At 72.7% G+C, this 22,585-nt stretch carries 27 protein-coding genes; 10 read left to right on the top strand and 17 right to left on the bottom strand.

What is annotated here, in order from left to right; translation table 11 throughout:
- The first annotated feature begins 32 nt into the window (after positions 1-32).
- Positions 33-257, top strand: coding sequence for a hypothetical protein (locus LIV37_RS08015; protein WP_020866599.1), 225 nt, complete (start codon positions 33-35; stop codon positions 255-257).
- A 101-nt stretch (positions 258-358) separates the two neighbouring features.
- Positions 359-613, top strand: a complete 255-nt coding sequence (locus LIV37_RS08010) for a hypothetical protein (RefSeq protein ID WP_373920599.1) — start codon at positions 359-361, stop codon at positions 611-613.
- 24 nt (positions 614-637) lie between these two features.
- On the opposite strand, the gene LIV37_RS08005 is transcribed toward LIV37_RS08010, so the two are convergent.
- The 9 genes from LIV37_RS08005 to bioB all read right to left on the bottom strand — a co-directional run bounded on the left by LIV37_RS08005 (position 638) and on the right by bioB (position 9,729).
- Positions 638-1,642 carry a hemolysin family protein gene (locus LIV37_RS08005; RefSeq protein ID WP_020866597.1) on the bottom strand — a complete coding sequence of 335 codons (1,005 nt, stop codon included), beginning with the start codon at positions 1,640-1,642 and terminating at the stop codon, positions 638-640.
- Positions 1,639-3,003: a hemolysin family protein gene (locus tag LIV37_RS08000; protein WP_020866596.1), complete on the bottom strand. Its 1,365-nt coding sequence runs from the start codon at positions 3,001-3,003 to the stop codon at positions 1,639-1,641. The genes LIV37_RS08005 and LIV37_RS08000 overlap by 4 nt, the downstream gene beginning before the upstream one ends.
- Positions 3,004-3,118: 115 nt before the next feature.
- Positions 3,119-3,544, bottom strand: coding sequence for a GNAT family N-acetyltransferase (locus tag LIV37_RS07995; RefSeq protein ID WP_020866595.1), 426 nt, complete (start codon positions 3,542-3,544; stop codon positions 3,119-3,121).
- Between the two features lie 51 nt (positions 3,545-3,595).
- Positions 3,596-4,513 (bottom strand): LLM class F420-dependent oxidoreductase, encoded by a 918-nt coding sequence (locus LIV37_RS07990; RefSeq protein WP_020866594.1) that lies wholly within the window; start codon positions 4,511-4,513, stop codon positions 3,596-3,598.
- A gap of 112 nt (positions 4,514-4,625) precedes the next feature.
- Entirely contained in the window at positions 4,626-5,444 is an 819-nt protein-coding gene (locus LIV37_RS07985) for an ABC transporter ATP-binding protein (RefSeq protein WP_020866593.1), read from the bottom strand.
- Between the two features lie 111 nt (positions 5,445-5,555).
- Complete coding sequence (locus LIV37_RS07980) at positions 5,556-6,239, bottom strand: class I SAM-dependent methyltransferase (RefSeq protein ID WP_020866592.1); 684 nt, start codon at positions 6,237-6,239, stop codon at positions 5,556-5,558.
- 97 nt (positions 6,240-6,336) lie between these two features.
- Complete coding sequence (bioD, locus tag LIV37_RS07975; protein ID WP_020866591.1) at positions 6,337-7,041, bottom strand: dethiobiotin synthase; 705 nt, start codon at positions 7,039-7,041, stop codon at positions 6,337-6,339.
- Between the two features lie 128 nt (positions 7,042-7,169).
- Positions 7,170-8,486, bottom strand: coding sequence for an adenosylmethionine--8-amino-7-oxononanoate transaminase (locus LIV37_RS07970; protein WP_020866590.1), 1,317 nt, complete (start codon positions 8,484-8,486; stop codon positions 7,170-7,172).
- Positions 8,479-9,729 (bottom strand): biotin synthase BioB, encoded by a 1,251-nt coding sequence (gene bioB / locus LIV37_RS07965; RefSeq protein WP_121825705.1) that lies wholly within the window; start codon positions 9,727-9,729, stop codon positions 8,479-8,481. The genes LIV37_RS07970 and bioB overlap by 8 nt, the downstream gene beginning before the upstream one ends.
- Positions 9,730-9,898: 169 nt before the next feature.
- On the opposite strand from bioB, the gene LIV37_RS07960 reads away from it, so the two are divergent.
- The gene (locus LIV37_RS07960) at positions 9,899-11,089 is read left to right on the top strand and encodes an 8-amino-7-oxononanoate synthase (protein ID WP_020866589.1); all 1,191 of its coding nucleotides are present in this window, start codon (positions 9,899-9,901) and stop codon (positions 11,087-11,089) included.
- Between the two features lie 63 nt (positions 11,090-11,152).
- On the opposite strand, the gene LIV37_RS07955 is transcribed toward LIV37_RS07960, so the two are convergent.
- Together LIV37_RS07955 and LIV37_RS07950 are read right to left on the bottom strand one after the other, a co-directional pair.
- Positions 11,153-11,380, bottom strand: coding sequence for a DUF397 domain-containing protein (locus tag LIV37_RS07955; RefSeq protein WP_020866588.1), 228 nt, complete (start codon positions 11,378-11,380; stop codon positions 11,153-11,155).
- Between the two features lie 18 nt (positions 11,381-11,398).
- Positions 11,399-12,268 carry a helix-turn-helix domain-containing protein gene (locus LIV37_RS07950; RefSeq protein ID WP_020866587.1) on the bottom strand — a complete coding sequence of 290 codons (870 nt, stop codon included), beginning with the start codon at positions 12,266-12,268 and terminating at the stop codon, positions 11,399-11,401.
- Between the two features lie 272 nt (positions 12,269-12,540).
- On the opposite strand from LIV37_RS07950, the gene LIV37_RS07945 reads away from it, so the two are divergent.
- The gene (locus LIV37_RS07945) at positions 12,541-12,969 is read left to right on the top strand and encodes an ATP-binding protein (RefSeq protein WP_020866586.1); all 429 of its coding nucleotides are present in this window, start codon (positions 12,541-12,543) and stop codon (positions 12,967-12,969) included.
- An 88-nt stretch (positions 12,970-13,057) separates the two neighbouring features.
- On the opposite strand, the gene LIV37_RS07940 is transcribed toward LIV37_RS07945, so the two are convergent.
- The 5 genes from LIV37_RS07940 to LIV37_RS07920 form a co-directional block, all read right to left on the bottom strand.
- Positions 13,058-14,263 carry a nucleotidyl cyclase domain-containing protein gene (locus tag LIV37_RS07940; protein ID WP_020866585.1) on the bottom strand — a complete coding sequence of 402 codons (1,206 nt, stop codon included), beginning with the start codon at positions 14,261-14,263 and terminating at the stop codon, positions 13,058-13,060.
- Positions 14,260-14,655: a VOC family protein gene (locus tag LIV37_RS07935; RefSeq protein WP_020866584.1), complete on the bottom strand. Its 396-nt coding sequence runs from the start codon at positions 14,653-14,655 to the stop codon at positions 14,260-14,262. The genes LIV37_RS07940 and LIV37_RS07935 overlap by 4 nt, the downstream gene beginning before the upstream one ends.
- An 87-nt stretch (positions 14,656-14,742) precedes the next feature.
- Positions 14,743-15,216, bottom strand: coding sequence for a C40 family peptidase (locus LIV37_RS07930; protein WP_121825707.1), 474 nt, complete (start codon positions 15,214-15,216; stop codon positions 14,743-14,745).
- Positions 15,217-15,545: 329 nt separating this feature from the next.
- Positions 15,546-15,854 carry a hypothetical protein gene (locus LIV37_RS07925; protein ID WP_020866582.1) on the bottom strand — a complete coding sequence of 103 codons (309 nt, stop codon included), beginning with the start codon at positions 15,852-15,854 and terminating at the stop codon, positions 15,546-15,548.
- A 5-nt stretch (positions 15,855-15,859) separates the two neighbouring features.
- Positions 15,860-16,495 (bottom strand): ATP-dependent Clp protease proteolytic subunit, encoded by a 636-nt coding sequence (locus LIV37_RS07920; RefSeq protein ID WP_020866581.1) that lies wholly within the window; start codon positions 16,493-16,495, stop codon positions 15,860-15,862.
- Between the two features lie 84 nt (positions 16,496-16,579).
- On the opposite strand from LIV37_RS07920, the gene LIV37_RS07915 reads away from it, so the two are divergent.
- Positions 16,580-16,882 (top strand): type II toxin-antitoxin system Phd/YefM family antitoxin, encoded by a 303-nt coding sequence (locus tag LIV37_RS07915; protein WP_020866580.1) that lies wholly within the window; start codon positions 16,580-16,582, stop codon positions 16,880-16,882.
- 53 nt (positions 16,883-16,935) lie between these two features.
- On the opposite strand, the gene LIV37_RS07910 is transcribed toward LIV37_RS07915, so the two are convergent.
- A complete protein-coding gene (locus tag LIV37_RS07910) occupies positions 16,936-17,889 on the bottom strand; it encodes a M28 family metallopeptidase (protein WP_020866579.1) in 954 nt (317 codons plus the stop codon).
- Positions 17,890-18,255: 366 nt separating this feature from the next.
- Between LIV37_RS07910 and LIV37_RS07905 the strand changes: the two genes are divergently transcribed.
- From LIV37_RS07905 to ureG, 5 genes are all read left to right on the top strand, one after another.
- On the top strand, positions 18,256-18,558 hold the full coding sequence (locus LIV37_RS07905) for an urease subunit gamma (RefSeq protein ID WP_020866578.1): 303 nt from the start codon (positions 18,256-18,258) through the stop codon (positions 18,556-18,558).
- A 13-nt stretch (positions 18,559-18,571) separates the two neighbouring features.
- Positions 18,572-18,886 (top strand): urease subunit beta, encoded by a 315-nt coding sequence (locus LIV37_RS07900; RefSeq protein WP_254807095.1) that lies wholly within the window; start codon positions 18,572-18,574, stop codon positions 18,884-18,886.
- The gene (locus LIV37_RS07895) at positions 18,876-20,600 is read left to right on the top strand and encodes an urease subunit alpha (RefSeq protein WP_254807094.1); all 1,725 of its coding nucleotides are present in this window, start codon (positions 18,876-18,878) and stop codon (positions 20,598-20,600) included. The genes LIV37_RS07900 and LIV37_RS07895 overlap by 11 nt, the downstream gene beginning before the upstream one ends.
- A 499-nt stretch (positions 20,601-21,099) precedes the next feature.
- Positions 21,100-21,759: an urease accessory protein UreF gene (locus tag LIV37_RS07890; protein WP_185057952.1), complete on the top strand. Its 660-nt coding sequence runs from the start codon at positions 21,100-21,102 to the stop codon at positions 21,757-21,759.
- 50 nt (positions 21,760-21,809) lie between these two features.
- Entirely contained in the window at positions 21,810-22,505 is a 696-nt protein-coding gene (gene ureG, locus LIV37_RS07885) for an urease accessory protein UreG (RefSeq protein ID WP_254807093.1), read from the top strand.
- The last annotated feature ends 80 nt before the right edge of the window (positions 22,506-22,585 follow it).

Genomic DNA, 22,585 nt, shown 5'->3' with positions numbered 1-22,585 from the left:
GTGGACCGCCGAGCGCGAGCATGATGAGCCGCATGGCGATGACCCACATCTACTTCGAGGGCGGGGCGCGGAACGGGACGACCGCCAGCTGGAATGTGGAGCCCGGCGCGGACATCTACGACGACAACATCTTCCGGCCGCCGGAGCTGTACCGGCGGACGAACCGCACCAAGGTCATCGGACGCGTCGAGTACGTGATCTTCCGCTACGACCCGATGGGCACCCGTCCCGGCCCCGGTCCCGGCCCCCGCCGCTGAGCCTCGCGCGGCCGTCCCCGGCCGGAGCCGCGGTTGGACCGGTTGGACCGGTTGGACCGCCCGGGGTTCCGCGCGCCGTGCGGCGGGGCAGTCTGGTCGGCGTGGATGCCTTCGAATGCGACCGTACGACCATGGCCATCGTCGCCGCCGCGCTCGCCGACGACGGGGAGGGCGCCGCCGCCCTCCTGGAGCCGCTGGAGACGCGCGATGTGTGCCGGGTCGCGGTGCGGCTCGCCGCGATGGCCGCCCACGCGCTGGTGGCGGTGGCCGAGGAGGGCGGCGGCGGCCGGGAGGAGGCGCTGGCCCACTGGCAGGCGTGCATCATCGCCCATGAGTCCAGACAGCCCGAGGAATGACCGGACACGGGCGGACGGGAGCCCTCAGGCGACCAGTTCGCGCAGCACGTCCTCCATGGTCACCAGCCCCTCCAGCCGTCCGTCCGCGGCGATGACCGCCGCGAGATGCGTACGGCTGTCGCGCATCGCGGTGAGCACGTCGTCCAGCGGCGTGAGGGACCGCACCCGGGGGATCGGGCGCAGCTGATCGGGGCGGAACGGCACATCCCGGGGCCGTGCGTCCAGCGCGTCCTTCACATGCAGATAGCCCAGGATCCGCCCGGAGGCGTCCACCACCGGGAACCGTGAGAAGCCGGTCCGCGCCGACAGCCGTTCCAGCTCATCGGGGGTCACCCCGAGCCGCGCCCTGACCACCCGGCGCATGGGCAGCACCACGTCCCGCACCCGTCGCCGACTCAGCTCCAGCGCGTCCCGCAGCCGCTCGGTGGCGCGGTCGTCCAGCAGCCCGGCCTCGCTCGAGTCCGAGACCATCCGGGCCAGCTCATCGTCGGAGAAGGTGGCCGAGACCTCGCCCTTGGGCTCCACGCGCAACAGCTTCAGCACCCCGTTCGCCAGGGCGTTCACGCCGAAGATCACCGGGCGCAGGGCGCGGGCGAGGGCGACCAGGGGCGGGCCGAGCACCAGCACGGTGCGCACCGGCTCGGCCAACGCCACGTTCTTCGGCACCATCTCGCCGAACAGCATGTGCAGATACGTGGCCAGGCTCAGCGCGATCACGAACGAGATCGGGTGCACCAGACCCAGCGGCAGACCCACCACATGGAAGAAGGGCTCCAGCAGATGCGCGATGGCCGGTTCCGCCACGGCGCCCAGCACCAGCGTGCACAGGGTGATCCCGAGCTGGGCGGCGGCCAGCAGCGCGGAGAGGTGCTCCAGGCCCCACAGCACGGCCCGGGCCCGCCGGTCGCCCTGCTGGGCATGCGGTTCGATCTGGCTGCGGCGCACCGAGATCAGGGCGAACTCCGCGCCCACGAAGAAGGCGTTGAGGACCAGCGTCAACAGGCCGATCAGCAGCTGGAGAACGGTCATCGGCCCGTCGCCCCCTCGGCCCCCCGCACTCCGCCGGTCCCGTCGCCCCCGGCGCCGCGCAGCGGCGCCCGCAGCCGGACCCGGGCCGCCCGGTGGCTCGTCACCTTCCGCACCTCCACCGACCAGCCCGCCGGCTCGACGGTGTCGCCGACGGCCGGGATCCGGCCCAGCTCGGTGGCGATCAGCCCGGCCAGCGTCTCGTACGGGCCCGGGGGCACCCGCAGCCCGATGCGCTCCAGCTGGTCGACGCGGGCCGCGCCGTCAGCGTCGTACAGCGTATGGCCCTCCGGGTCCCGGCCCATCGGGATCAGCTGGGCGGTCTCATGCGGATCGTGCTCGTCGCGGACCTCGCCGACCACCTCCTCGACGATGTCCTCCAGGGTGACGACCCCGGCCGTACCGCCGTACTCGTCGATCACCACGGCCATGCTGCGCTGGGCCGAGAGCCGGTCCAGCAGCCGGTCCACGGTGAGCGGCTCCGGGACGAACACCGCGTCGCGCATCACCTCCGACACCGGGCGGCGGGGCCGCTCCTCGGCTGGGACCGCCAGCACGTCCTTGATGTGGACGAGCCCGGCGACGGTGTCCAGGCTGCCCCGGTAGACGGGGAAGCGGGACAGCCCGGTGGCCCGGGTCGCGTTGGCCACGTCCTCGGCGGTGGCCCGTACGTCCAGCGCCACCACCCGCACCCTCGGGGTCATCACGTTCTCCGCGGTGAGCCCGGCGAGGTTGAGGGTGCGGACGAACAGTTCGGCGGTGCCCTTCTCCAGCGCGCCCTCCTTGGCCGAGTGCCGGGCGAGGGCGATCAGCTCCTGGGGACCGCGCGCGGAGGCCAGCTCCTCGGCGGGCTCCAGGCCCATCCGGCGCACGGTGCGGTTGGCGGTGTTGTTGAGATGGCTGATCAGCGGGCGGAAGACGGAGCTGAAGACGCGCTGCGGGGTGGCCACGGCCTTGGCGACCGGCAGCGGCCGGGAGATCGCCCAGTTCTTGGGCACCAGCTCGCCGACGACCATCAGCACGACGGTCGACAGGAAGGTGCCGAGCACCAGCGCGGTCGAGGGGACGGCCGACTGGGGTACGCCGATCGCGGTGAGCGGCCCGGCCAGCAGGGCCGCGACGGACGGTTCGGCCAGCATGCCGACGACCAGGTTGGTCACGGTGATGCCCAGCTGCGCGCCGGAGAGCTGGTAGGTGAGGCTCCGTACGGCCTTCAGCGCCCCGGCCGCACCGCGCTCCCGGCGCCCGGCCGCGAGCTCCAGCTCGCTGCGCTCGACCGTGGTCAGCGAGAACTCCGCCGCGACGAAGGCGCCACAGGCCACCGCCAGGAGGAGCGCCACGGCCAGGAGGAGGACTTCGGTCATCGGTTCACCTCCGTCCGTCCCCATGCTGAAAGGCACCCCCCATGCTAAAAGGCACCGCACGGCGGCGCCGCGCCCGGGACGGCCACCGGGGTCGGGGCGCGGCGGGCCGCCGGGGTCAGGGGCGCAGCGGCTTGACCCAGCGGCTCCACTGCGGCTGCGGCGCATAGCCCGCCGCGCTCCACGCGTGGTGGGCGAGCTCGTTCTCCTTGAGCACCATCGCGTCGCCGCGCCGTCCGCCCAGGGCCGCGAACCGCTCCTCGGCCGCCGCCAGGAGGGCCGTCGCCACGCCGCGGCGGCGGTGCCCGGGGTGGACGGCCAGCCGGTACAGATGGCAGCGCCAGCCGTCGAAACCGGCGATCACGGTCCCGGCGAGCTCACCGTCCCGCTCGGCCAGCAGCAGCGACTCCGGGTCGCGGTCGAGCAGCCGGGCCACCCCGTCCCGGTCGTCGCTGATGCTGGTGCCCTCCGCCGCCTCCTTCCAGAAGGTGAGCACGGTGTCGAGGTCGGCGGGGGCCGCGGTCCGTATCCGGAGATCGTTCATGCCCGTATCCCACCATCGGGCGGACCGCGGCGTCGACGGATTTCCGCCGGGTCAGCTGCCCCGCAGCTCCTCGATCACTGGCGCGAACGCCTCCATGTTGTGCTCCAGCACGCTGAAGTACGAGAAGCCGAACCGCTCGCGGTGGGCCCGCAGCTGCTCCGCCATCTCCTTGGCGCCGCCCAGCAGCAGCGCCGGGTGCGCCAGCAGCTGGTCCACGGTGAGGTCCGGTGCGTACGGGCCCAGCTCGCGCGCCTTGGCGCGCCGGTCGTCGGTGGGGCCGACCATCTGGATGAGGTAGTTCAGCTCGATGGTGTCATCGTTCTCATCGGCCCCCTTGGTCCTCCCCGCCTCGGCGGCGAAGCGGCGGAAGGTGGCGATCCGGCCCTCCAGCGCCTCGGGGCTGATCAGCTGCAGGGTGCCCTGGGGCTTGCCAGCGGGCTGCACTGCGCCGGTGAAGGCCGCGATGTCCGCGTGGCGCGCGGCCAGCCGCAGCAGTCGGTCGCCGTTGCCGCCGAGCAGCAGCGGCGGGCGCGGGGACTGGGTGGACCGCGGCCGGTGCTCGGAATCGGTCAGCAGCCGCTCCAACTCGGCCACGGTGTGCACCAGATGGTCGACCCGCTCCCGTGGCGAACCGAACGGCAGCCCGGCGCTGTCGTGCTCGGCCTTGACATAGCCGGCGCCCAGACCGAGCTCCAGCCGGCCGTCGGTGAGCGCGTCGCAGGTGGCCACCTCCCGGGCGAGCAGCGCGGGGTTCCAGAAGCCGGCGTTGAGCACGAAGGTGCCCAGCCGGGGGCGCTCGGTCGCCTCGGCGGCGGTGGCCAGTGCCGGGAACGGGGCGGGGTTGCCGAGGTGGTCGGGGGCCAGCAGCACGTCATAGCCGAGCTGCTCGGCGTGGCGGCACTTGGCCCGCCATGCCTCGGCCGATTCAAGGGTGAGCAGATTGACTCCGAAACGGAACGGCCTTGCCATGAGCCCTCCTTGATCGCGGATACCGCGAACGTATCCGAGATCGGCTCCGTTCGGGGCGGCTCGCCCTCATTAGGCGGCCGCGCCGATCGGGCACCGGGCCGGGGCCCGGCGCTCAGTTCAGCGGATCGGGGTCCGGGGCGGCCCCGGGCGGCGCGGCGGCGGCCGCGAAGATGTGCATCCGCTCCAGCACCGCCTCGGCCGTGGGCCGTTCCATCCGGTCCACGATCCGGCCGTCGGCGAGGAAGAGCACCAGATCGGAGTGGGCGGCGGCGGTCGGGTCGTGGGTGACCATGACGACCGTCTGGCCCAGTTCGTCCACGGCCTCCCGAAGGAAGCGCAGCACCTCGAGGCCCGACCGTGAGTCCAGGTTGCCGGTGGGCTCGTCCGCGAAGATCAGCTCGGGGCGGGAGGCGAGCGCCCGCGCGCACGCCACCCGCTGCTGCTGCCCGCCGGACAGCTGGGCGGGCCGGTGCCGCAGCCGGTCCCGCAGCCCGAGGGTGTCGATGACCCGGTCCACCCACTCCTGGTCGGGTTTGTGGCCCGCGATGTCCATGGGCAGGGTGATGTTCTCGGCCGCGTTGAGCGTGGGCAGCAGATTGAACGACTGGAACATAAAGCCGATCCGGTCGCGGCGGAGCTGGGTCAGCTCCTTGTCGCCCAGGCCGGTGATCTCGGTGTCGCCCAGCCAGGCCCGGCCCGACGAGACCGTGTCGAGACCCGCCAGACAGTGCATCAGGGTGGACTTCCCGGAGCCGGACGGGCCCATCACCGCGGTGAACCTGCCCCGTTCGATCTCCACGTCCACCGCGTCCAGCGCGAGCACGGCCGTCTCGCCGCTGCCGTACGCCTTGGTCAGGGACCGGGCCCGGGCCGCCGCACGGGCGCCGCCGTCCGCGAACCCGTCCGTCTTCGTTGCCGCCGGTGTGGACATGATGCCTCCCCGTATCGGAACGTCGTGCCCTCGATGGTAGGGACCCGGCCGCCGGTTCGCGCGCCTGCGGACGCGGGTGTACGGGAACGCGAACGCCGACCCGGAAGGCGATCAGGGGCCGGAGGGCGCCGACGGGCGGCGGGCGGCGCCGAGCACGCACGGGGACGTCGGCAGCGTCGGGCCCCGGTCGGGGATGCGCAGCCGGCGGTGGCCGAGCGGCTCGAAGCCGGCGGCCGCGATCTCCGACCGCGCCTCGCGCGCCGTATGGCAGCCGCCGAACATCAGCGGCCACACCGTGCGGTCCAGTGCCCACTGGGTCGTCGCCAGGACCCGCCCCTCGGCGCGGCCGTGCTCGAGGAAGCGCAGCTCACCGCCGGGCCGCAGGACCCGCAGCAGCTCGGCGAGCGCGCGCCGCACATCGCGTACCGAACACAGCACCAGACAGGCCACCGCCGCGTCGAACCCCTCGCTCTTGACCGGCAGCGCCTCGGCGACGCCCGGCACCACGTCCACCGGCACCCCGGCGCGCAGCCCCGCCCGGGTGGCCAGCCGCCGCAGATGGCGCTCGGGCTCGATGGCGACGACCTCGGAGACGGTCTCGGGGTAGTGCGGGAAGTTCAGCCCGTTGCCCGCGCCGATCTCGATGACCCGGCCGGAGAGCCCGGCCAGCAGTTCGCCGCGCAGCTCACCCAGCCCGGCCCGCTCGTCGGCCAGTGGGCTCAGCCTGGCGTAGCAGCGGGCGAAGAGCGGATGGTGGACGGCGTCACGCGGGGGTGTGCGACGGCATACGGGCATGGGAGCTCCCCCTTGTCCCAGGTGCGGACGATTTGTCCGGGTGTCCCAGGGATGGACGATGCCCGGTACCGGGATTCTGCCCAGGCGGGGGGTGTCGCTACGCGGCCAGCCGCGCCGGGTCCCAGGTGCCGTCCAGCCGGGGCGCCAGCCAATCGGGGGCCTGGGCGCGGAATTCGGCGGGCGGCAGGGCGGGGGCGCCCTGCGGGACGGCGCCCAGCAGCGGGACGCCGGAGGACTCCGGCAGATCGGCCACATTGCAGCGGGAGGCGAGATCCGCGGCGGCGGGCCAGCTGCCGATGACGACGCCGGGGCACTCCAGCCCGCGGGCGCGCAGCGCCTCGGTGGTCAGGGTGGTCGCGTTGAGCGTGCCGAGGCCCGCGTGGGCGACGACGAGGACGGGCGCGCCGAGCAGCCGGGCCGCGTCGGCGAGCGTCGCCCCTGTCTCGTCGAACCGTACGAGCAGCCCGCCCGCGCCCTCGACCAGCACCAGATCGTGCTCGGTGGCCAGCTTCTCGGCCGCCTCGGCCACCTCGTGCGGCCGCACCGGAGGCCGTCCGGCGCGGCGGGCGGCGGTGGCGGGGGCCAGCGGCTCGGGGTAGCGGGCGAGTTCGAGCAGGGTCACCCGCCCGGCGAGGCGGGCCACCTCCGCGGCGTCACCCGGCTCGCCCTCCGCGACACCGGTCTGGGCGGGCTTGAGCACCGCCACCGAGCGGCCCTGCGCGAGCGCCGCGGCGGCGACGGCCGCCGTGCTGACGGTCTTTCCGATCTCGGTGCCCGTACCGGTGACGACCAGGACTGTCATCTTTGCTTCCGTTGCCTTTCGCTTTCGTTCGTGCTCCCGGGGCGTGCCCCGGACTGCCCTCGCGCGCCCCGGGCTGCGGCCGGTCTCCTTCTCCCCGGGGAGAGCCGACCGCGAGCGGGACGGGCGGGTCAGACGGCCGCGGCGGCGGCCGCCCGGACCGCCGCGCAGATCCGGGCCAGATCGTGGTCGCCGGTGATGTACGGCGGCATGGTGTACAGCAGATCGCGGAACGGGCGCAGCCATACGCCCTCGCGCACCGCGGCCCGCGTCGCCGCCGCCATCGCCGCGTCGTCCATCGGACGGTCCAGCTGGACGACGCCGATCGCGCCGAGCACCCGTACGTCCCGGACGCCCGGCACGGCGGCGGCCTCCGCGAGACCGTCCCGCAGTCCGGTCTCGATCCGCTTGACCTCCTGCCGCCAGTCGTAGGAGAGCAGCAGGTCGATCGAGGCGCAGGCGACGGCGGTGGCCAGCGGATTGCCCATGAAGGTCGGGCCGTGGGCGAGCACAGGCACTTCGCCGCGCGAGATGCCCTCCGCCACCCGCGGGGTGCACAAGGTGGCGGCGAGGGTCAGATAACCCCCGGTCAGCGCCTTGCCCAGACACATCACATCGGGGCACACCCCCGCGTGCCCGGCCGCGAAGAGCGTGCCCGAGCGGCCGAAGCCCGTGGCGATCTCGTCGAACACCAGCAGCACATCGTGCTCGTCGCACGCCTCGCGCAGCATCCGCAGCAGCGCGGGGGAGTGGAAGCGCATCCCGCCCGCGCCCTGCACCACCGGCTCCACGATCACCGCGGCCAGCTCATGGGCGTGCCGGGCCACCAGCTCACGGACGTGGCGCTGGTACGCCGGGTCGGGGTCCGCGTCGAAGCCGGGCGGCGGCGCGTCCGCGAAGATCTGCTCGGGCAGCACCCCGGACCACAGCCGGTGCATACCGCCCTCCGGGTCGCACACCGCCATCGGCTGCCAGGTGTCGCCGTGGTAACCGCCGCGCCAGGTCAGCAGCCGCCGCTTGGCGGGGCGGCCGAGGGAGCGCCAGTACTGGAGGCACATCTTCACCGCCACCTCGACCGACACCGAACCGGAGTCGGCGAGGAAGACGTGCTGGAGCGGCTCGGGCGTGATCTCCACCAGCCGGGTGGCCAGCCGGACGGCGGGCTCATGGGTGAGCCCGCCGAACATCACATGGCTCATCCGGTCCAGCTGACCGCGCGCGGCGTCGTTGAGCGCGGGGTGGTTGTAGCCGTGGATGGCGGACCACCACGACGACATACCGTCCACCAGCTCGCGGACGCCCTCCACCGGCTCGGCCAGCCGCAGCCTGACCCCGGCCGCCGACTCCACGACCAGCGGGTCCTGGCGGCCGGGCATCGGGCCGTACGGATGCCAGACGTGCTGCCGGTCCAGCTCCCGCAGCTCGGCCGGGGTCAGCGGCTCAGGCATTGGGCGGCAGATCCGTGCCCGCGCCGCGGCGGCGCACCGCGACCAGGTCGGCGTGGGACCCCCGCGTGCCCGCCGGGGCGGCCACCGTCGCACCGGCCGCCGCCCGGGCCGGTACGGCATCGGCGGGCGCGGCGTCGGCGGATGCCTCGTCGGCGGGCGCCGCGTCACCGCACGGGCCGCAGCCGCCGCCCTCCGCGCCGTGACCGCCGCAGCCGGAACCGGCGGCGGCAGCCGCGTCCGCGCGGTGCGCGGGCAGCGTCGTGGTGTCGGTGCCCTCCACCTCGAAGCCCGCGTCGGCGATCATCGCCAGATCGTCCTTGCCCGCCTGGCCCTCGGTGGTCAGATAGTCGCCGAGGAAGATCGAGTTCGCCAGGTTCAGGGCCAGCGGCTGGAGCGTCCGCAGATGGATCTCGCGGCCGCCCGCCAGCCGCACCTCGACGTCCGGGCAGACGAACCGCACCATGGCCAGGATCCGCAAGCACCGCTGCGGGGTGAGGTTCCAGTCCCCGGCCAGCGGAGTGCCCTCGATCGGGATGAGGAAGTTGACCGGCACCGAGTCCGGGTCCAGCTCGCGCAGCGAGAAGACCACGTCCACCAGGTCCGCATCGGACTCGCCCATGCCCGCGATCAGCCCGGAGCAGGCGGACATCCCCGCCGCCTGGGCCTGCTGCACGGTCGAGACCCGGTCGGCGTAGGTGTGGGTGGTGGTGATGTCGCCGTACGTCGCCTCGGAGGTGTTGAGGTTGTGGTTGTACGCGTTCGCCCCCGCGTCCTTCAGCCGCTCCGCCTGGCCGTCGGACAGCAGCCCCAGACAGGCGCAGATCTCGACGTCCTGGTGCTCGTCCTTGATGGCGGCGATGGTCTGGGAGACCCGGTCCACATCGCGGTCGGTCGGGCCGCGCCCGCTGGCGACCAGGCACACCCGCTTGGCGCCGCCCGCGACCCCGGCGCCCGCCGCGGCGGCCGCCTGCTCCGGCTTGAGCCAGGTGTACTTGAGGATCTCCGACTTCGAGCCCAGCCGCTGCGAGCAGTACGAACAGTCCTCGGGGCACAGCCCCGACTTGAGGTTCACCAGATAATTGAGCTTCACCCGCCGCCCGAACCAGGCGCGGCGCACCTTGCCCGCCGCGGCCACCACATCGAGCAGTTCGTCATCGGAGGTCGCCAGGACGGCGAGCGCCTCTTCGCGGGTGGGCGTCTCGCGCCGCAGCCCCTTCTCCACCAGCGTGTTCAGCAGGTCCATGGCGACGATCCTTTCCTACCCCACCGCCCGCGGCCAAGGAGAGACCGTACAAGACGCGCTGATCGGGGTGTGTGTATTGCCACACCATGACCGGGCATGGACGAGGCTACGTTCTATCCGGACCCGACAGTCGGTGCCCGAGACGAGGCCACGGAAGGCGAGGCAGCCGATGCCCCAGGACCGCCACGACGCGTTCGCATGGATCGACGCACAGCGGGAGCGGCGCGACCGGGCGGGGCTGGTGCGACGGCTCAGCCCCCGCCCCGCCGACTCCCCGCTGCTCGACCTGGCGAGCAATGACTATCTGGGGCTGGCCCGGCACCCGGAGGTGACGGCCGCCGCGGCCGTGGCGGCGCACCGCTGGGGCGCGGGGTCGACCGGTTCGCGCCTGGTCACCGGCTCCACCGAGCTGCACACCACGCTGGAGCGGGAACTCGCCGAGTTCTGCGGATTCGAGGCGGCCCTGGTGTTCTCCTCCGGCTACGCGGCCAATCTGGCCGCCGTCTCCGCGCTGAGCGGCCGGGACGCCCTGGTCGTCTCCGACGCGGACAACCACGCCTCGCTCATCGACGGCTGCCGGCTCTCCCGCGCCGAGATCGCCGTCGTCCCGCACGCCGACCCGGACGCCGTGCGCAAGGCGCTGGACGCGGCCGAGGGGGCCGAAGCGGACGCGGGAGAGGCGGGGGAGGCGCGGCGGCGGGCCCTCGTCGTCAGCGACGCGGTCTTCTCCGTCGACGGCGACGCCGCCCCGCTGGCCGCCCTCGCCGGTGCCGCCCGGCCGTACGGCGCGGCGCTGGTGGTGGACGAGGCGCACGGCCTGGGGGTGCTCGGCGAGGGCGGGCGCGGCGCGGTGCACGAGGCCGGGCTCGCGGGCGCGCCGGACGTGGTGGTCACGGCCACCCTCTCCAAGTCGCTGGGCAGCCAGGGCGGGGCGGTGCTGGGGCCCGCCCGGGTCATCGACCATCTGGTGAACTCCGCACGGACGTTCATCTTCGACACCGGGCTCAACCCGGCGGCCGTGGGCGCCGCCCTGGCGAGCCTGCGGCTGCTGCGGCGGGAGCCGGAGCGCGCCGCCCGCGTCCGTACGGTCGCCATGGGGCTGTACGGGCGGCTGACCGCCGCCGGGCTGGCCGCGGTGCGGCCGGACGCGTCGGTGGTTTCGGTGCGGGCCCCGTCGCCGGAGGAGGCGGTGCGCTGGGCCGCGGACTGCCGCGCGGCCGGGCTGATGGTGGGGTGCTTCCGCCCGCCGTCCGTCCCGGACGGCGTCTCCCGGCTGCGGCTGACCTCGCGCGGGGATCTGACGGAGGAGCAGGTCGAGGGGGCGGTCGACGTGATCGTGAGGACCGCGCCGACCGCCTGATGGCTCACTGACGGGAGGGTGAGCGGATCAGCTCACCAGCGGAAGAGGTACTTCACTGACGGATCAGCTTCCGGTTCCGGTCGAGCGGTAGGTGCCGGAGCCGGGGCCGTCGCCCTTGATTCCGTCGAGGAAGGAGACCCAGGTCGACGGGGTGAACAGCAGGACGGGGCCCGCCGTGTTCTTCGAATCGCGCACGCCGAGCCGGTCGGGCCCCAGCAGGGCCGTCTCGACGCAGTTGTTCATTCCGACGCTGTAGCTGCTGCGCAGCCAGTCGACGGAGTTGGCGGACATTTTGGACATGGTGCCCCCTCAGGCGCCGCCCCCGATTTTGTTGATGAAGGACAACGATTCCTCAGGTGTCAGGGCGTGAGCGCGCAGTACTTCGAACGCGGCGCTGTACGCCCGGAGGTCTTCTTTCCGCTCCAGATAGAGGCTACTCGTCAAGTGGTCGAGAACTACGACGTCCAGGTCACTAATGTGCGGAAAAGAGAAAATAATGAAAGGACCTGTCATACCAATGGGCATTCCGATAGAGAAAGGCAGCACCTGTAGCTGCACCTGAGGCAATGCGCAGAGTTCGGCCAGATGGCGCAATTGCGCCGTCATCACTCCGGGCCCGCCCACCTCGCGCCGCAGCGCCGCCTCGTCGAGCACCGCGTGCAGCCGCAGCGGCCGCTCCCCGTGCAGCACCGACTGGCGCGCGATCCGCACCTCCACCAGCGAGTCCACCTGCGGCCCCGGCAGATCCGGGAGCGCCGCGAGGGTCACCGCCCGGGCGTAGTCCGGGGTCTGCAGCAGGCCCGGCACCACCGTGGTCTCCAGGGTGTAAGCGTCCGACGCCTCCGCCTCCAGGCTGATGAAATCCCGGTAGGCGGGCGGCAGCAGATCGCGGTACGCGTACCACCAGCCGCGCCGCGACCCCTCCGGATCCGAGGCGCCCCCACGGCACAGCGCCTCCAGCAGGGCGCGCAGCTCAGGGTCGGCGACCTGGTAGACCTCCAGCAGCCGTGCCACATCCGAGGGCTTGGCGCCGCTCCGCCCGGTCTCGATCCGGCTCACCTTCGACTGGTGCCAGCCCAGCTGGTTGGCGACCTCACCGCTGGTGAGCCCGGCCAGATCGCGCTGGCGGCGCAGTTCCGCACCGAGCTTTCGGCGACGCACCGCCGGGCCGTATCGCATCAGTTCTCCCTCCCGCCTTCCTTTTGGCGCGTCACCCGCAGCGCGTGTCGCACCAGTGGCCCAGTGTGCCTTCCAAATCCGGTCTTCCGTAGCAGAGTTCACCGCTTTGGGCGACAGATATATGCATAACTCGGTGGATCGCCCCCGTTGGACGGGCCATTGGTGGCAGTCTGACGCGTAGAGCCGTCGGGGCAGCCCACGACCACCGGCTTCGCAGTACCCCCTCGAAACGCGTCCGCAGCCGCGCCCCGGCCGGAAAGGGACAGGCCGTCATGGCAGACCATCAGGAAGCATCCGTCACTCTGCCGAGCGCACCGGCGTCGGTTCCCGCGGCACGCGCCTATGTCACGGACGTGCTCGCCGAATGGGGGCTCGGGGCGGGTGCGGAGGCCGCCGACACCGTGCGGCTGATCGTCTCCGAGCTCGCCACCAACGCCGTGGAGCACACCGTGGGCCAGTCGCCCACCTTCACCGTGGACCTGCGGCTCGACCGCGAGCAGCGGCTGGAGATCGGGGTCACCGACAGCCATCCGAAGTGGCCCAGGTGGCTGCCGCTGGCCACCCAGCAGGACAGCGGGCGCGGAATGGTGATCGTCCGCTGTCTGGCCGCGGAGTCGGGCGGCGAGGTGTTCGTCACCCCGACCGCCGACGGCGGCAAGACCGTCTGGATCGCCCTGCCGTGGATCGTCCCGGTCCGCTGAGCGGATGGACCGCCTCCGCCCCGTCCCCGCCCCCCCCCCGTCCCCGTTCGCTGAGCCCGGCCGGACCGCCCCGATCCGCCCGAACCGCTCACAGCACGCGATGGGCCCGCCCCTCCGAGACCCGCGCCTCGGCCAGCTGGCGGATCCGGGTGTGGACCCGCCCGGCGGCCGGGCCGATCAGATAGTGCGGCATGTCGCCGCGCTCGATCACCCCGTACCGGCTCGTGCCCATCAGATACGAGGAGTACAGGATCAGCCCGCTCGGGCCGCGCATATCGATGGTCAGCGCCGAGAAGCCGGGAAACTCCTCCGTCTGATAGACCCGCAGGCCGTCGGCCTCCGCCCCGTAGCGCTCCTTGAAACGGCCGAACCGCTCCAGCGAATCCTTGATCTTCCGCGTCATGTCCTCCTGGTACTGGCGGGAGAGCGTGGCCGCCGCGTCCGAGGACGGGTCCAGCAGATAGCAGTGGTACGTGCCGCCCCGGCGCAGCAGCCCGAGGACCGAGTCGCGGAAGCGGGCCGGGCGCTCGGTGGTGACCAGCCGGCCGGAGGTGGTGCGCAGCGCCGTCCCCATGTCCAGGACCTCCTCGGCCGCCGCGTCCAGCAGCCGCGCCTTCTCCTGCGGGCTCGGCCGCTCCGGATACGCGTGCACCGGGGAGCCGTCCGCCAGCCCACGGCCCGCCAGCCAGGCCTTGGCCGCCCCGTCCGGGCCGCCGTCGCCCGCCATCAGATAGACGTCCTTGCCCTCATGGCTTCCCACATGGGCGAACAGCTCCGCGTACGGCCCCGCGGTGCGGTACACATCTTCCGAGACCGCCAGGCAGTCCGGCGGAGTGGCCTTCTCCAGATGCGCGGCCAGATTGATGTCGGGGGAGTGGATGGTGCCGGTCCGGCCCTCGCCGGTGTGCCGTATCGCCCCCTTGTGCAGCGCCATCCGCACATGCAGTTCGCCGTCCACCCCCGCCTGGGCGAACTCGTCCCGCAGATGGCGCAGATCGAGGGTGAGGAAGGTGCGGGCCGCCTCCAGCGCGACATCGCGGGCCACGCTCTCGCGGTCGTCGTGGACCGCGAAGAAGCCGCCGTCGCCGCGCCAGCTCCATAAGTCGCCGCGGGCACAGCGGTGCTGGGCCGAGAACTGCTCGATCCGCGCGCGCATTCGCTCGCGCAGCAGATCGAAGGCGTGGGCGGCGCGGTCCCTGGGGTTCGAGCGGACGATCGTCGAATACCCGGAGGTGTCGACGAAGAGCAGATACACCTGGTCGTAGGTCCGGTCCGCCTGGAAGGGCTCGCTCATGCCGGCACCACACCGCGCTCGACGGCGCCGCGCTCCACGCAGAACTCATTGCCCTCGATGTCGGACAGCACCACCCACCCCAGCCCGTCCTCCGTGCGCCGGTCGTCCACCACGCGCGCGCCGAGCCCGGTCAGCCGCTCCACCTCGGCGTCCCGGGTGCCCGACGGCGGCTGGATGTCCAGGTGCACGCGGTTCTTGACGGTCTTGGCGTCCGGGACCCGCAGGAACAGCAGCCCCGGCACCCCGGGTTGCCCCGGGCTGATCAGCGCCCATTCGCCGTCCGGATCGGAGTCCTCCAGGGGGTAGCCGGTCAGCCGGGACCAGAACCGCGCGAGGGCGTGGGGATCACGGGCGTCGAAGGTGATGTGCCGGACCGGGTTCAGATACGCCATGCGAAGCCTCCGGTGATCGACGGGGCCGGTCCACGGCGGTGTCCCGGCCCCGTCAACCTACCCACGGCCACTGACGGCTACGGCGGGTCAGCGCACATGTCCGTACCAGACCTTCTTGGTCCAGATCCGCTCCAGCCGCACCACCTCGCCGGTCTTGGGGGCGTGCCAGAGGCGGCCGCCGCCCGCGTACACCCCGACGTGGTACACCCCGCTGCCGGAGTGGAAGAACACCAGGTCACCGCCCTTGCGGGAGGTGGCCTTGATATGGCGGGTCCGGTTGTACTGGGCGGCCGCGGTGCGCGGCAGCCGCTTTCCGGCCCGCTTGTAGGCGTACTGCGTCAGCCCGGAGCAGTCGAAGCGCTTCGGACCCGCCGCGCCGTACTTGTACGGTGCGCCCTTCTTGGCGGCCGCGATCCGCAGCGCCTTGGCGGCGACGGTCGCGGCCTCGGCCTCCGGTGGACAGCCCGGCGTCGCCACGGTGCCGCCCACGGCGGCGACGGTGAGGGCGGAGACGGCGCTCGCTCGGGAGAACATCCTGGGGATACGTATGTGCGCAGACATCACACGGAACCCTTCGTGAGCCGACCCCGCCCCGGTGTGGTGACGGGGTCCTGTCGTCTCCAGGGATGGTCACGCAGGCACGGCGCCGGGACCGACCCGAGAGGGTGCGGTGTGACGGTGGTCACTGGGGGCCGTTCGGGTGGTGGAGACCGCTCCGTCCCACGGCGATGACCTGCCCGAACGGCCGTGCTACGGCGTGGTGGGGCGGGCGGTGGCACGGACCCGGGGCGGCCGCTGGACGCAAGCCGGTCCCGCCCGGAGCGCCGGAATCCCGCTCCGCCGTTCGGGCGACGGGTCCGGCCGCCCCGCGCCCCTGACGAGCGCGGCCATCAGGCCCGCAGCGCCGGGGGCAGCGTGACGCGCTCCGCGCGCCGCTCACCGTCCAGCACCCGCAGCGCCCGGGCCAGGGTCGCGGTGTGGAGTTCGCTCTCCCCGCGCTCATGCATCAGCGTCAGCGCGTCCCGCAGCGCGGTGGCCTTCCCCACCAGCGCCTGGGCGGCCCGCAGACTGCCGTAGGTGTCACGGCCGCGCGCCGGATTGATCCGGCCCAGCAGATCGACCACCTCCAGATAGCCGTCGATCACGTTTCCCTCCGCGCGGGTGAGCGCGGGCAGCGGGGGCAGCTCCGGTGGCAGCATCGCGCTCACCTCGTCCGCGGCGGCGGGCCCGGCCGCTTACGGCTCTGGGTGACCTCGTCCACCAGTCCGTAGTCCCTCGCGCCCGCGGCGTCGAAGATCTTGTCGCGGTCGATGTCGGCCCGGATCCGCTCGGCGCTCCGACCGGTGTGCCGCACCAGCATCTCCTCGAGCAGCTGCTGGGTGCGCCGCAGCTCATTGGCCTGGATCTGCAGATCCGAGGTGGTGCCCTCGACCGGTTCGCTGAACGCGGCCTGGTGGATGAGGATCCGCGCGCCCGGCAGGGCCAGGCGCTTGCCCGGGGTGCCGGCGGCCAGCAGTACGGCGGCCGCCGAGGCGGCCTGGCCCAGGCAGACCGTCTCGATGTCGCAGGAGACGAAGTGCATGGTGTCGTAGACCGCCGTCATCGCCCCGAACGAGCCGCCGGGCGAGTTGATGTAGAGCGAGATGTCCTGGTCGGGCGCGGCGTGCTCCAGATGGATCAGCTGCGCGATCACATCGTTGGCCGCGGTGTCGTCGATCGGGGTGCCGAGGAAGACGATGCGCTCGGAGAGCAGCTTGGAGTACGGGTCCATGGTGTGCGTCCCCGAGCTGGTGCGCTCGGTGAACTCGGGCAGGACATAGCGCGCGGTCGGTCGTTCCATCGCGTCACCTCTCGGCGTCGTCGTTCGCGGTGTCGTTGGCTCCGTAAAAAATGTACAGGATGTACATCCAGATATGATGGGAGCATGGCTTACGAGATTCCGGTGACGCAAGCCCGTGCAGAGCTCGCGGAGCTGATCAACCGCGTGGTGTACGGCGGCGAGAGGGTGGTCGTCACGCGCCACGGGAAGCCGCTTGTCGCCCTGGTGTCCGCCGCGGACCTGCGGCGACTCGAGGAGATCGAGACGGGCGGGGAGGAACAGGTGATCAGCACCGTGTCGTCGATGCGCCCCACCTCGTCCGCTCCGGGCGAACGGCGGCGCTTCGGCATCGCGGCGGAACACAGCGGCCCGGACGCCGGGGATCGGCGTCCGGGCCGCGAGGAGTGACGGACGTGACCGCACCGGACCGGCTCAGCGCCGGTCCGGTGCGGGGGTGCTGATCAGGAGCTGAGCGTCCAGATCGCGTTGGCGATGGCGTCGGTGTTCAGGTCCAGCGCCTTGTCGTCGATGTTCGACGTCTTGTCGCATGCGGAGTGGTAGCACGGGTCGAACGCCTCGCCCGCCTTGCCGCCCCACTGGTCGGCCTGCTCCTGGCTCATGGTGGCCTCGGCGCCGGTGAACAGACCGCCGACCCGCACGCCCGCGTCCTTGAACGGGGCGTGGTCCGAGCGGCCGTCGCCCTCGGTCTCCTTCTCGGTCGTGATGTCCTTCGCCGCGTACCAGTCCTTGAAGACCTTCTCCAGCTCCGGGTCGTCGTCATAGACGAAGTAGCCCGGGTTGGGAGAGCCGAGCATGTCGAAGTTGAGGTAGGAGTCGATCTTCGACTGCTCGTCGGCCGCCAGGCTGTCGACGTAGTGCGTCGACCCGACCATGCCGTCCTCCTCGTCGCCCCACCAGGCGAACCGCAGGTGCTTGGCGGGCTGGAGGTCGGCCTTGGCCACGGCCAGCGCTACCTCGAGGATCGCGGCCGAGCCGGAACCGTTGTCGTTGATGCCGGGGCCGGCCTCGACCGAGTCGAGATGGGAACCGGCCATCACGACCTTGTCGTCGGCGCCGCCCTTCCAGTCGGCGATGAGGTTGTAGCCCTTCTTGCCGCCGGAGGTGAACTCCTGGACGGAGGTGGTGAATCCGGCCTCGTCCAGCTTGCCCTTGATGAAGTCCAGGGACTTCTGGTAGCCGGGCTCGCCATGGGCGCGGTTGCCGCCGTTGGCGTCCGCGATGGACTGCAGCTCGCCCAGATCGGCCTTGACGGCCGCGACGTCCACGTCGGGGGCGGCGGCCTTGGTGTTGACGGTGGCCTCGGCGCCGGAGGCGCCGCTCAGCAGGGCCGCGGCGAGCGCGGCACCGGTTGCCGCCGCGAGGCTTCCGCGGCGAATTGACGCTATTCGCTTCACAGTTGGGCTCCGTTGTGATGTGGGGGGTTGGAGCGGAGCAGGTGAATCATGGTGTTGCGGTGATGAGAATCGGGGCTATGCGGTGGGGCCGTCAAGTGCGATAGCCGGACGTACGGGTCCGCCGAGCGGATGCCGGGCGGTGGCCGAGGGGGGGTGCGAAGACGTGACGGTGGCTCATAAGACCGTCTTGACCAGCATCGATCGAATTGATCAGGGTTGCTCGGTCAATGGCTCAGTTAACGCCGACGAAATGCCGCGGAACTAGCCTGCGAAGGCCGGACGCAAGTCGCCCCGGACCGCATGGAGCGGGTGGTTTCCACCGGGTCGGGGCTTTTGCGGAATGGGCGCGAGAATGAGGTGGTAAGCGTGCACTTGACCCCACATGAGCAGGAGCGTCTGCTCATCCATGTGGCCGCCGACGTGGCCGAGAAACGACGGGCCCGGGGCGTGCTCCTCAACCACCCCGAGGCGACGGCGCTGATCACCGCCCACATCCTGGAGGGCGCCCGCGACGGCCGCGGCGTCGCCGAGCTGATGGCCTCCGGCCGCCGGGTGCTCACCCGCGACGAGGTCATGGAGGGCGTACCCGAGATGCTCCAGGACGTGCAGGTCGAGGCCACCTTCCCCGACGGCACCAAGCTGGTCACCGTCCACCAGCCGATAGCCTGACGGGGGCGCTTCCATGGTCCCCGGAGAGATCCTTTACGCCGATGAGCCGGTGCTCCTCAACGAGGGGCGGCCGGTCACCCGTCTCACCGTGCTCAACGCCGCCGACCGGCCCGTCCAGGTCGCCTCCCACTATCACTTCGCCGAGGTCAACCCCGGCCTCGACTTCGACCGCGCCGCCGCCCGCGGCAAGCGGCTGAACATCGCCGCCGGCACCGCCGTGCGCTTCGAACCCGGCATCCCCGTCGAGGTCGACCTGATCCCGATCGCGGGGGAGCGGATCGTGCCGGGGCTGCGCGGGGAGACGGGAGGAGGGCTCGATGACCGCTGAGCTGAACCGCGCCGCGTACGCCGACCTCTTCGGCCCCACCACCGGGGACCGCATCCGGCTCGCCGACACCGACCTCTTCATCGAGATCGAGGAGGACCGCGGCGGCGGGCCCGGCCGGGCCGGGGACGAGGCGGTCTTCGGCGGCGGCAAGGTGATCCGCGAATCCATGGGCCAGTCCCGCGCCACCCGCGCCGAGGGCGCCCCCGACACCGTGATCACCGGGGCCGTCGTGCTCGACCACTGGGGCGTCGTCAAGGCGGATATCGGCCTGCGTGACGGCCGTATCGCCGGAATCGGCAAGGCCGGGAACCCCGACACCATGGACGGCGTCCACCCCGACCTCGTCATCGGGCCCGAGACCGAGGTCATCGCGGGCAACGGCAGGATCCTCACCGCGGGCGCCATCGACGCCCATGTCCACTTCATCTCCCCGACCCTCGTCGACCAGGCGCTCTGCTCCGGGATCACCACCCTGGTCGGTGGCGGCACGGGACCGGCCGAGGGCACCACGGCCACCACCATCACCCCCGGACCCTGGCACCTCGCCCGGATGTTCGAGGCGCTGGAGGGGTATTCGGTCAACATCGGCCTGCTCGGCAAGGGCAACACCGTCTCCCGCGAGGCGATGTGGTCCCAACTGCGCGGCGGAGCACTCGGATTCAAGATCCATGAGGACTGGGGGGCGACCCCCGCCGCCATCGACGCCTGCCTCGGCGTCTGCGAGGAGAGCGGCGCCCAGCTCGCCATCCACACCGACACCCTCAACGAGGCGGGCTTCGTCGGCGACACCCTCGCCGCGATCGCCGGGCGCACCCTCCACGCGTATCACACCGAGGGCGCGGGCGGCGGGCACGCGCCCGACATCATCACCGTGGTCTCCCAGCCGAACGTGCTCCCCAGCTCCACCAATCCGACCCGCCCGCACACCGTCAACACCGTCGAGGAACACCTCGACATGCTGATGGTCTGCCACCACCTCAACCCGGCCGTCCCCGAAGACCTCGCCTTCGCCGAGTCCCGCATCCGGCCCAGCACCATCGCCGCCGAGGACGTGCTGCACGACCTCGGCGCGATCTCGATCATCTCCTCCGACTCCCAGGCCATGGGGCGGATCGGCGAGGTGGTGCTGCGCACCTGGCAGACCGCGCATGTGATGAAGCGACGGCGCGGGGCGTTGGCCGGGGACGGCCGCGCCGACAACCACCGGGCGCGTCGCTATGTCGCCAAATACACCATCAACCCGGCGGTGGCCCAGGGCCTCGACGGGGAGATCGGCTCGGTGGAGCCCGGAAAGCTGGCCGACCTGGTGCTCTGGGAGCCCGCCTTCTTCGGTGTCAAACCACAGCTGGTGATCAAGGGCGGCCAGATCGCGTATGCGCAGATGGGCGACGCCAACGCCTCCATCCCGACCCCGCAGCCGGTCCTGCCGCGCCCCATGTTCGGCGCGCTCGGCCGCGCGGCGGCCAGGGGCTCGGTCAACTTCGTGACCCAGGCCGCCCTGGACGACGGCCTGGCGGACCGGCTGGACCTCCACAAGCGGTTCGCCCCGATCCGCGGCACGCGGGGGGTCACCAAGGCGGACATGCGGGAGAACGACGCCCTGCCGCGGGTCGAGGTCGACCCCGATACGTTCACCGTGACGATCGACGGCGAACCCGTCGAACCGGCCCCGGCGACGGAACTTCCCATGGCCCAGCGGTACTTCCTCTTCTGACCGGACCGGACCCGTCATGCCCACGAACGAGACCCCGCCCACTCCCCGGGACGCCCGCGGTCCTGCCGCGGGTCGCCTGCCGCGGGACCTTTCCCCACCCCGCCCCTCCCCACAACCAGGGGACTCCGCCCCCTGGACCCCCGGTGCCCCGCCACCGGGCGGGCCGGATCGGGCCCTTCAGCGGTCGCCCGCGGGCGAGGTCCCTGGTGGGGGTGTCGCTCCTGGCTCCTGGGGGCTGGGTGGGGGCGCCGCTCCCGTCCCCCGGGCCTCGGGTGGGGCGTCATCGGGTGGGCCGGATCGGGCCGGTTCGGTGGCGGCGGAGACGCCTTCCGGCGGGGTCCGGGGGGACGGCGCCCCCGGTGAGGTCGCCGCTGCGGTCCCCTGGATCCCCGGTGTCCCGCCACCGGGCGGGCCGGATCGGGCCCGTTCGGGTGCGGAGGGCGTCGTCGTGGGGCGTGCGGCGGGGGCCGTGGGACGGGGGGCCGGTGGGATCGGTGCGTTGCTCGTGCTTGCCGATGGGCGGTTTCCCGCCGGAGGCCATGCGCATTCCGGGGGTGCCGAGGCCGCCGTCGCGGCGGGTCGGATCCATGACGCGGCCTCCCTGGAGGCGTTCTGCCGGGGCCGGTTGCACACCGCTGGGCTCACCGCGGCGGGGCTCGCCGCCGCGGCCGCCGCCGGGCTCGATCCGCTCGTGCTGGACGACGCGGCGGACGCCCGTACGCCCAGCTCCGCGCTGCGGGCCACCGCCCGGCGGCTCGGGCGCCAGCTGATGCGCGCCGCCCGAGCCACCTGGCCCTCGCCCGAGCTGGACGGCCTGGCCGCCGCCCGGCCGCGCGGCGCGCATCAGCCCGTGGTGCTCGGACTCACTGCGCGCGCCGCCGCGCTGGGGCCGCCGGACGCCGCGTACGCCGCCGGGTACGAGGCGGTGAGCGGGCCCGCGACCGCCGCCGTACGGCTGTTGAGCCTCGACCCCTTCGAGGCCACCGCCGTCCTCGCCCGCCTCGCCCCCGAGCTGGACCAGGTCGTGGCGCGGGCCGCCGAGACGGCGCGGCGGGCCCTCGACGAGGGCGCGGGCGCGCTGCCCGCCGCCTCCGCGCCACTGCTCGACATCGCCGCCGAACACCACGCCACCTGGTCCGTACGCCTCTTCGCCTCGTAACCGGGCCCGCCCCGCCCTCGCCCCCGCCTGTTGGAACATCGGAGCCGTTCATGCACCTCGACCACGCGGACACCTACCCCCCGCGCCACACCTACGGCGCCTCCGGCCCCCACCGCGCCGACGGCACCCGCCGGGCGCTGCGCATCGGCCTCGGCGGGCCGGTGGGTTCGGGCAAGACCGCGACCGTCGCCGCGCTGTGCCGGGCGCTGCGCGACCAGCTCTCCCTCGCCGTCGTCACCAATGACATCTACACCCGCGAGGACGCCGAGTACCTGCTGCGCGAGGCCGTGCTGCCGCCCGAGCGGATCACCGCGGTGGAGACCGGCGCGTGCCCGCACACCGCGATCCGCGACGACATCTCCGCCAATCTGGAGGCGGTCGAGGAGCTCGAGGAGACCGTGGGCCCGCTCGATCTGATCCTGGTCGAGTCCGGTGGCGACAACCTCACCGCCACCTTCTCCAAGGGCCTCGTCGATGTGCAGATCTTCGTCATCGACGTCTCCAGCGGCGACGACATCCCCCGCAAGGGCGGCCCCGGCATCACCATCGCCGACCTCCTCGTGGTCAACAAGACCGATCTGGCCCCCTATGTCGGCTCGGACCTGGCACGCATGGCCCGCGACGCCGAGGCCCAGCGCGGTGAACTGCCCGTCGCCTTCACCTCCCTGGTCGCCGAGGACGGCGTCCGCCCCATCGCCGACTGGGTCCGAACCCGCCTGGCCGCCTGGACAGCGGCCCCGGCATGACCCCCGCCCCGGACGCCGCGCCCGGGCCGGAGCGACCGCGGGCGGCCGCTCCGGCTGGCGTACCGCCACACCCCGCGCCG

This window comes from Streptomyces rapamycinicus NRRL 5491, from assembly GCF_024298965.1.
Taxonomy (GTDB): Bacteria; Actinomycetota; Actinomycetes; order Streptomycetales; family Streptomycetaceae; genus Streptomyces; species Streptomyces rapamycinicus.
Note: the sequence above shows the minus strand (reverse complement) of the source record. Positions and strands in the feature narration are given on the sequence as shown.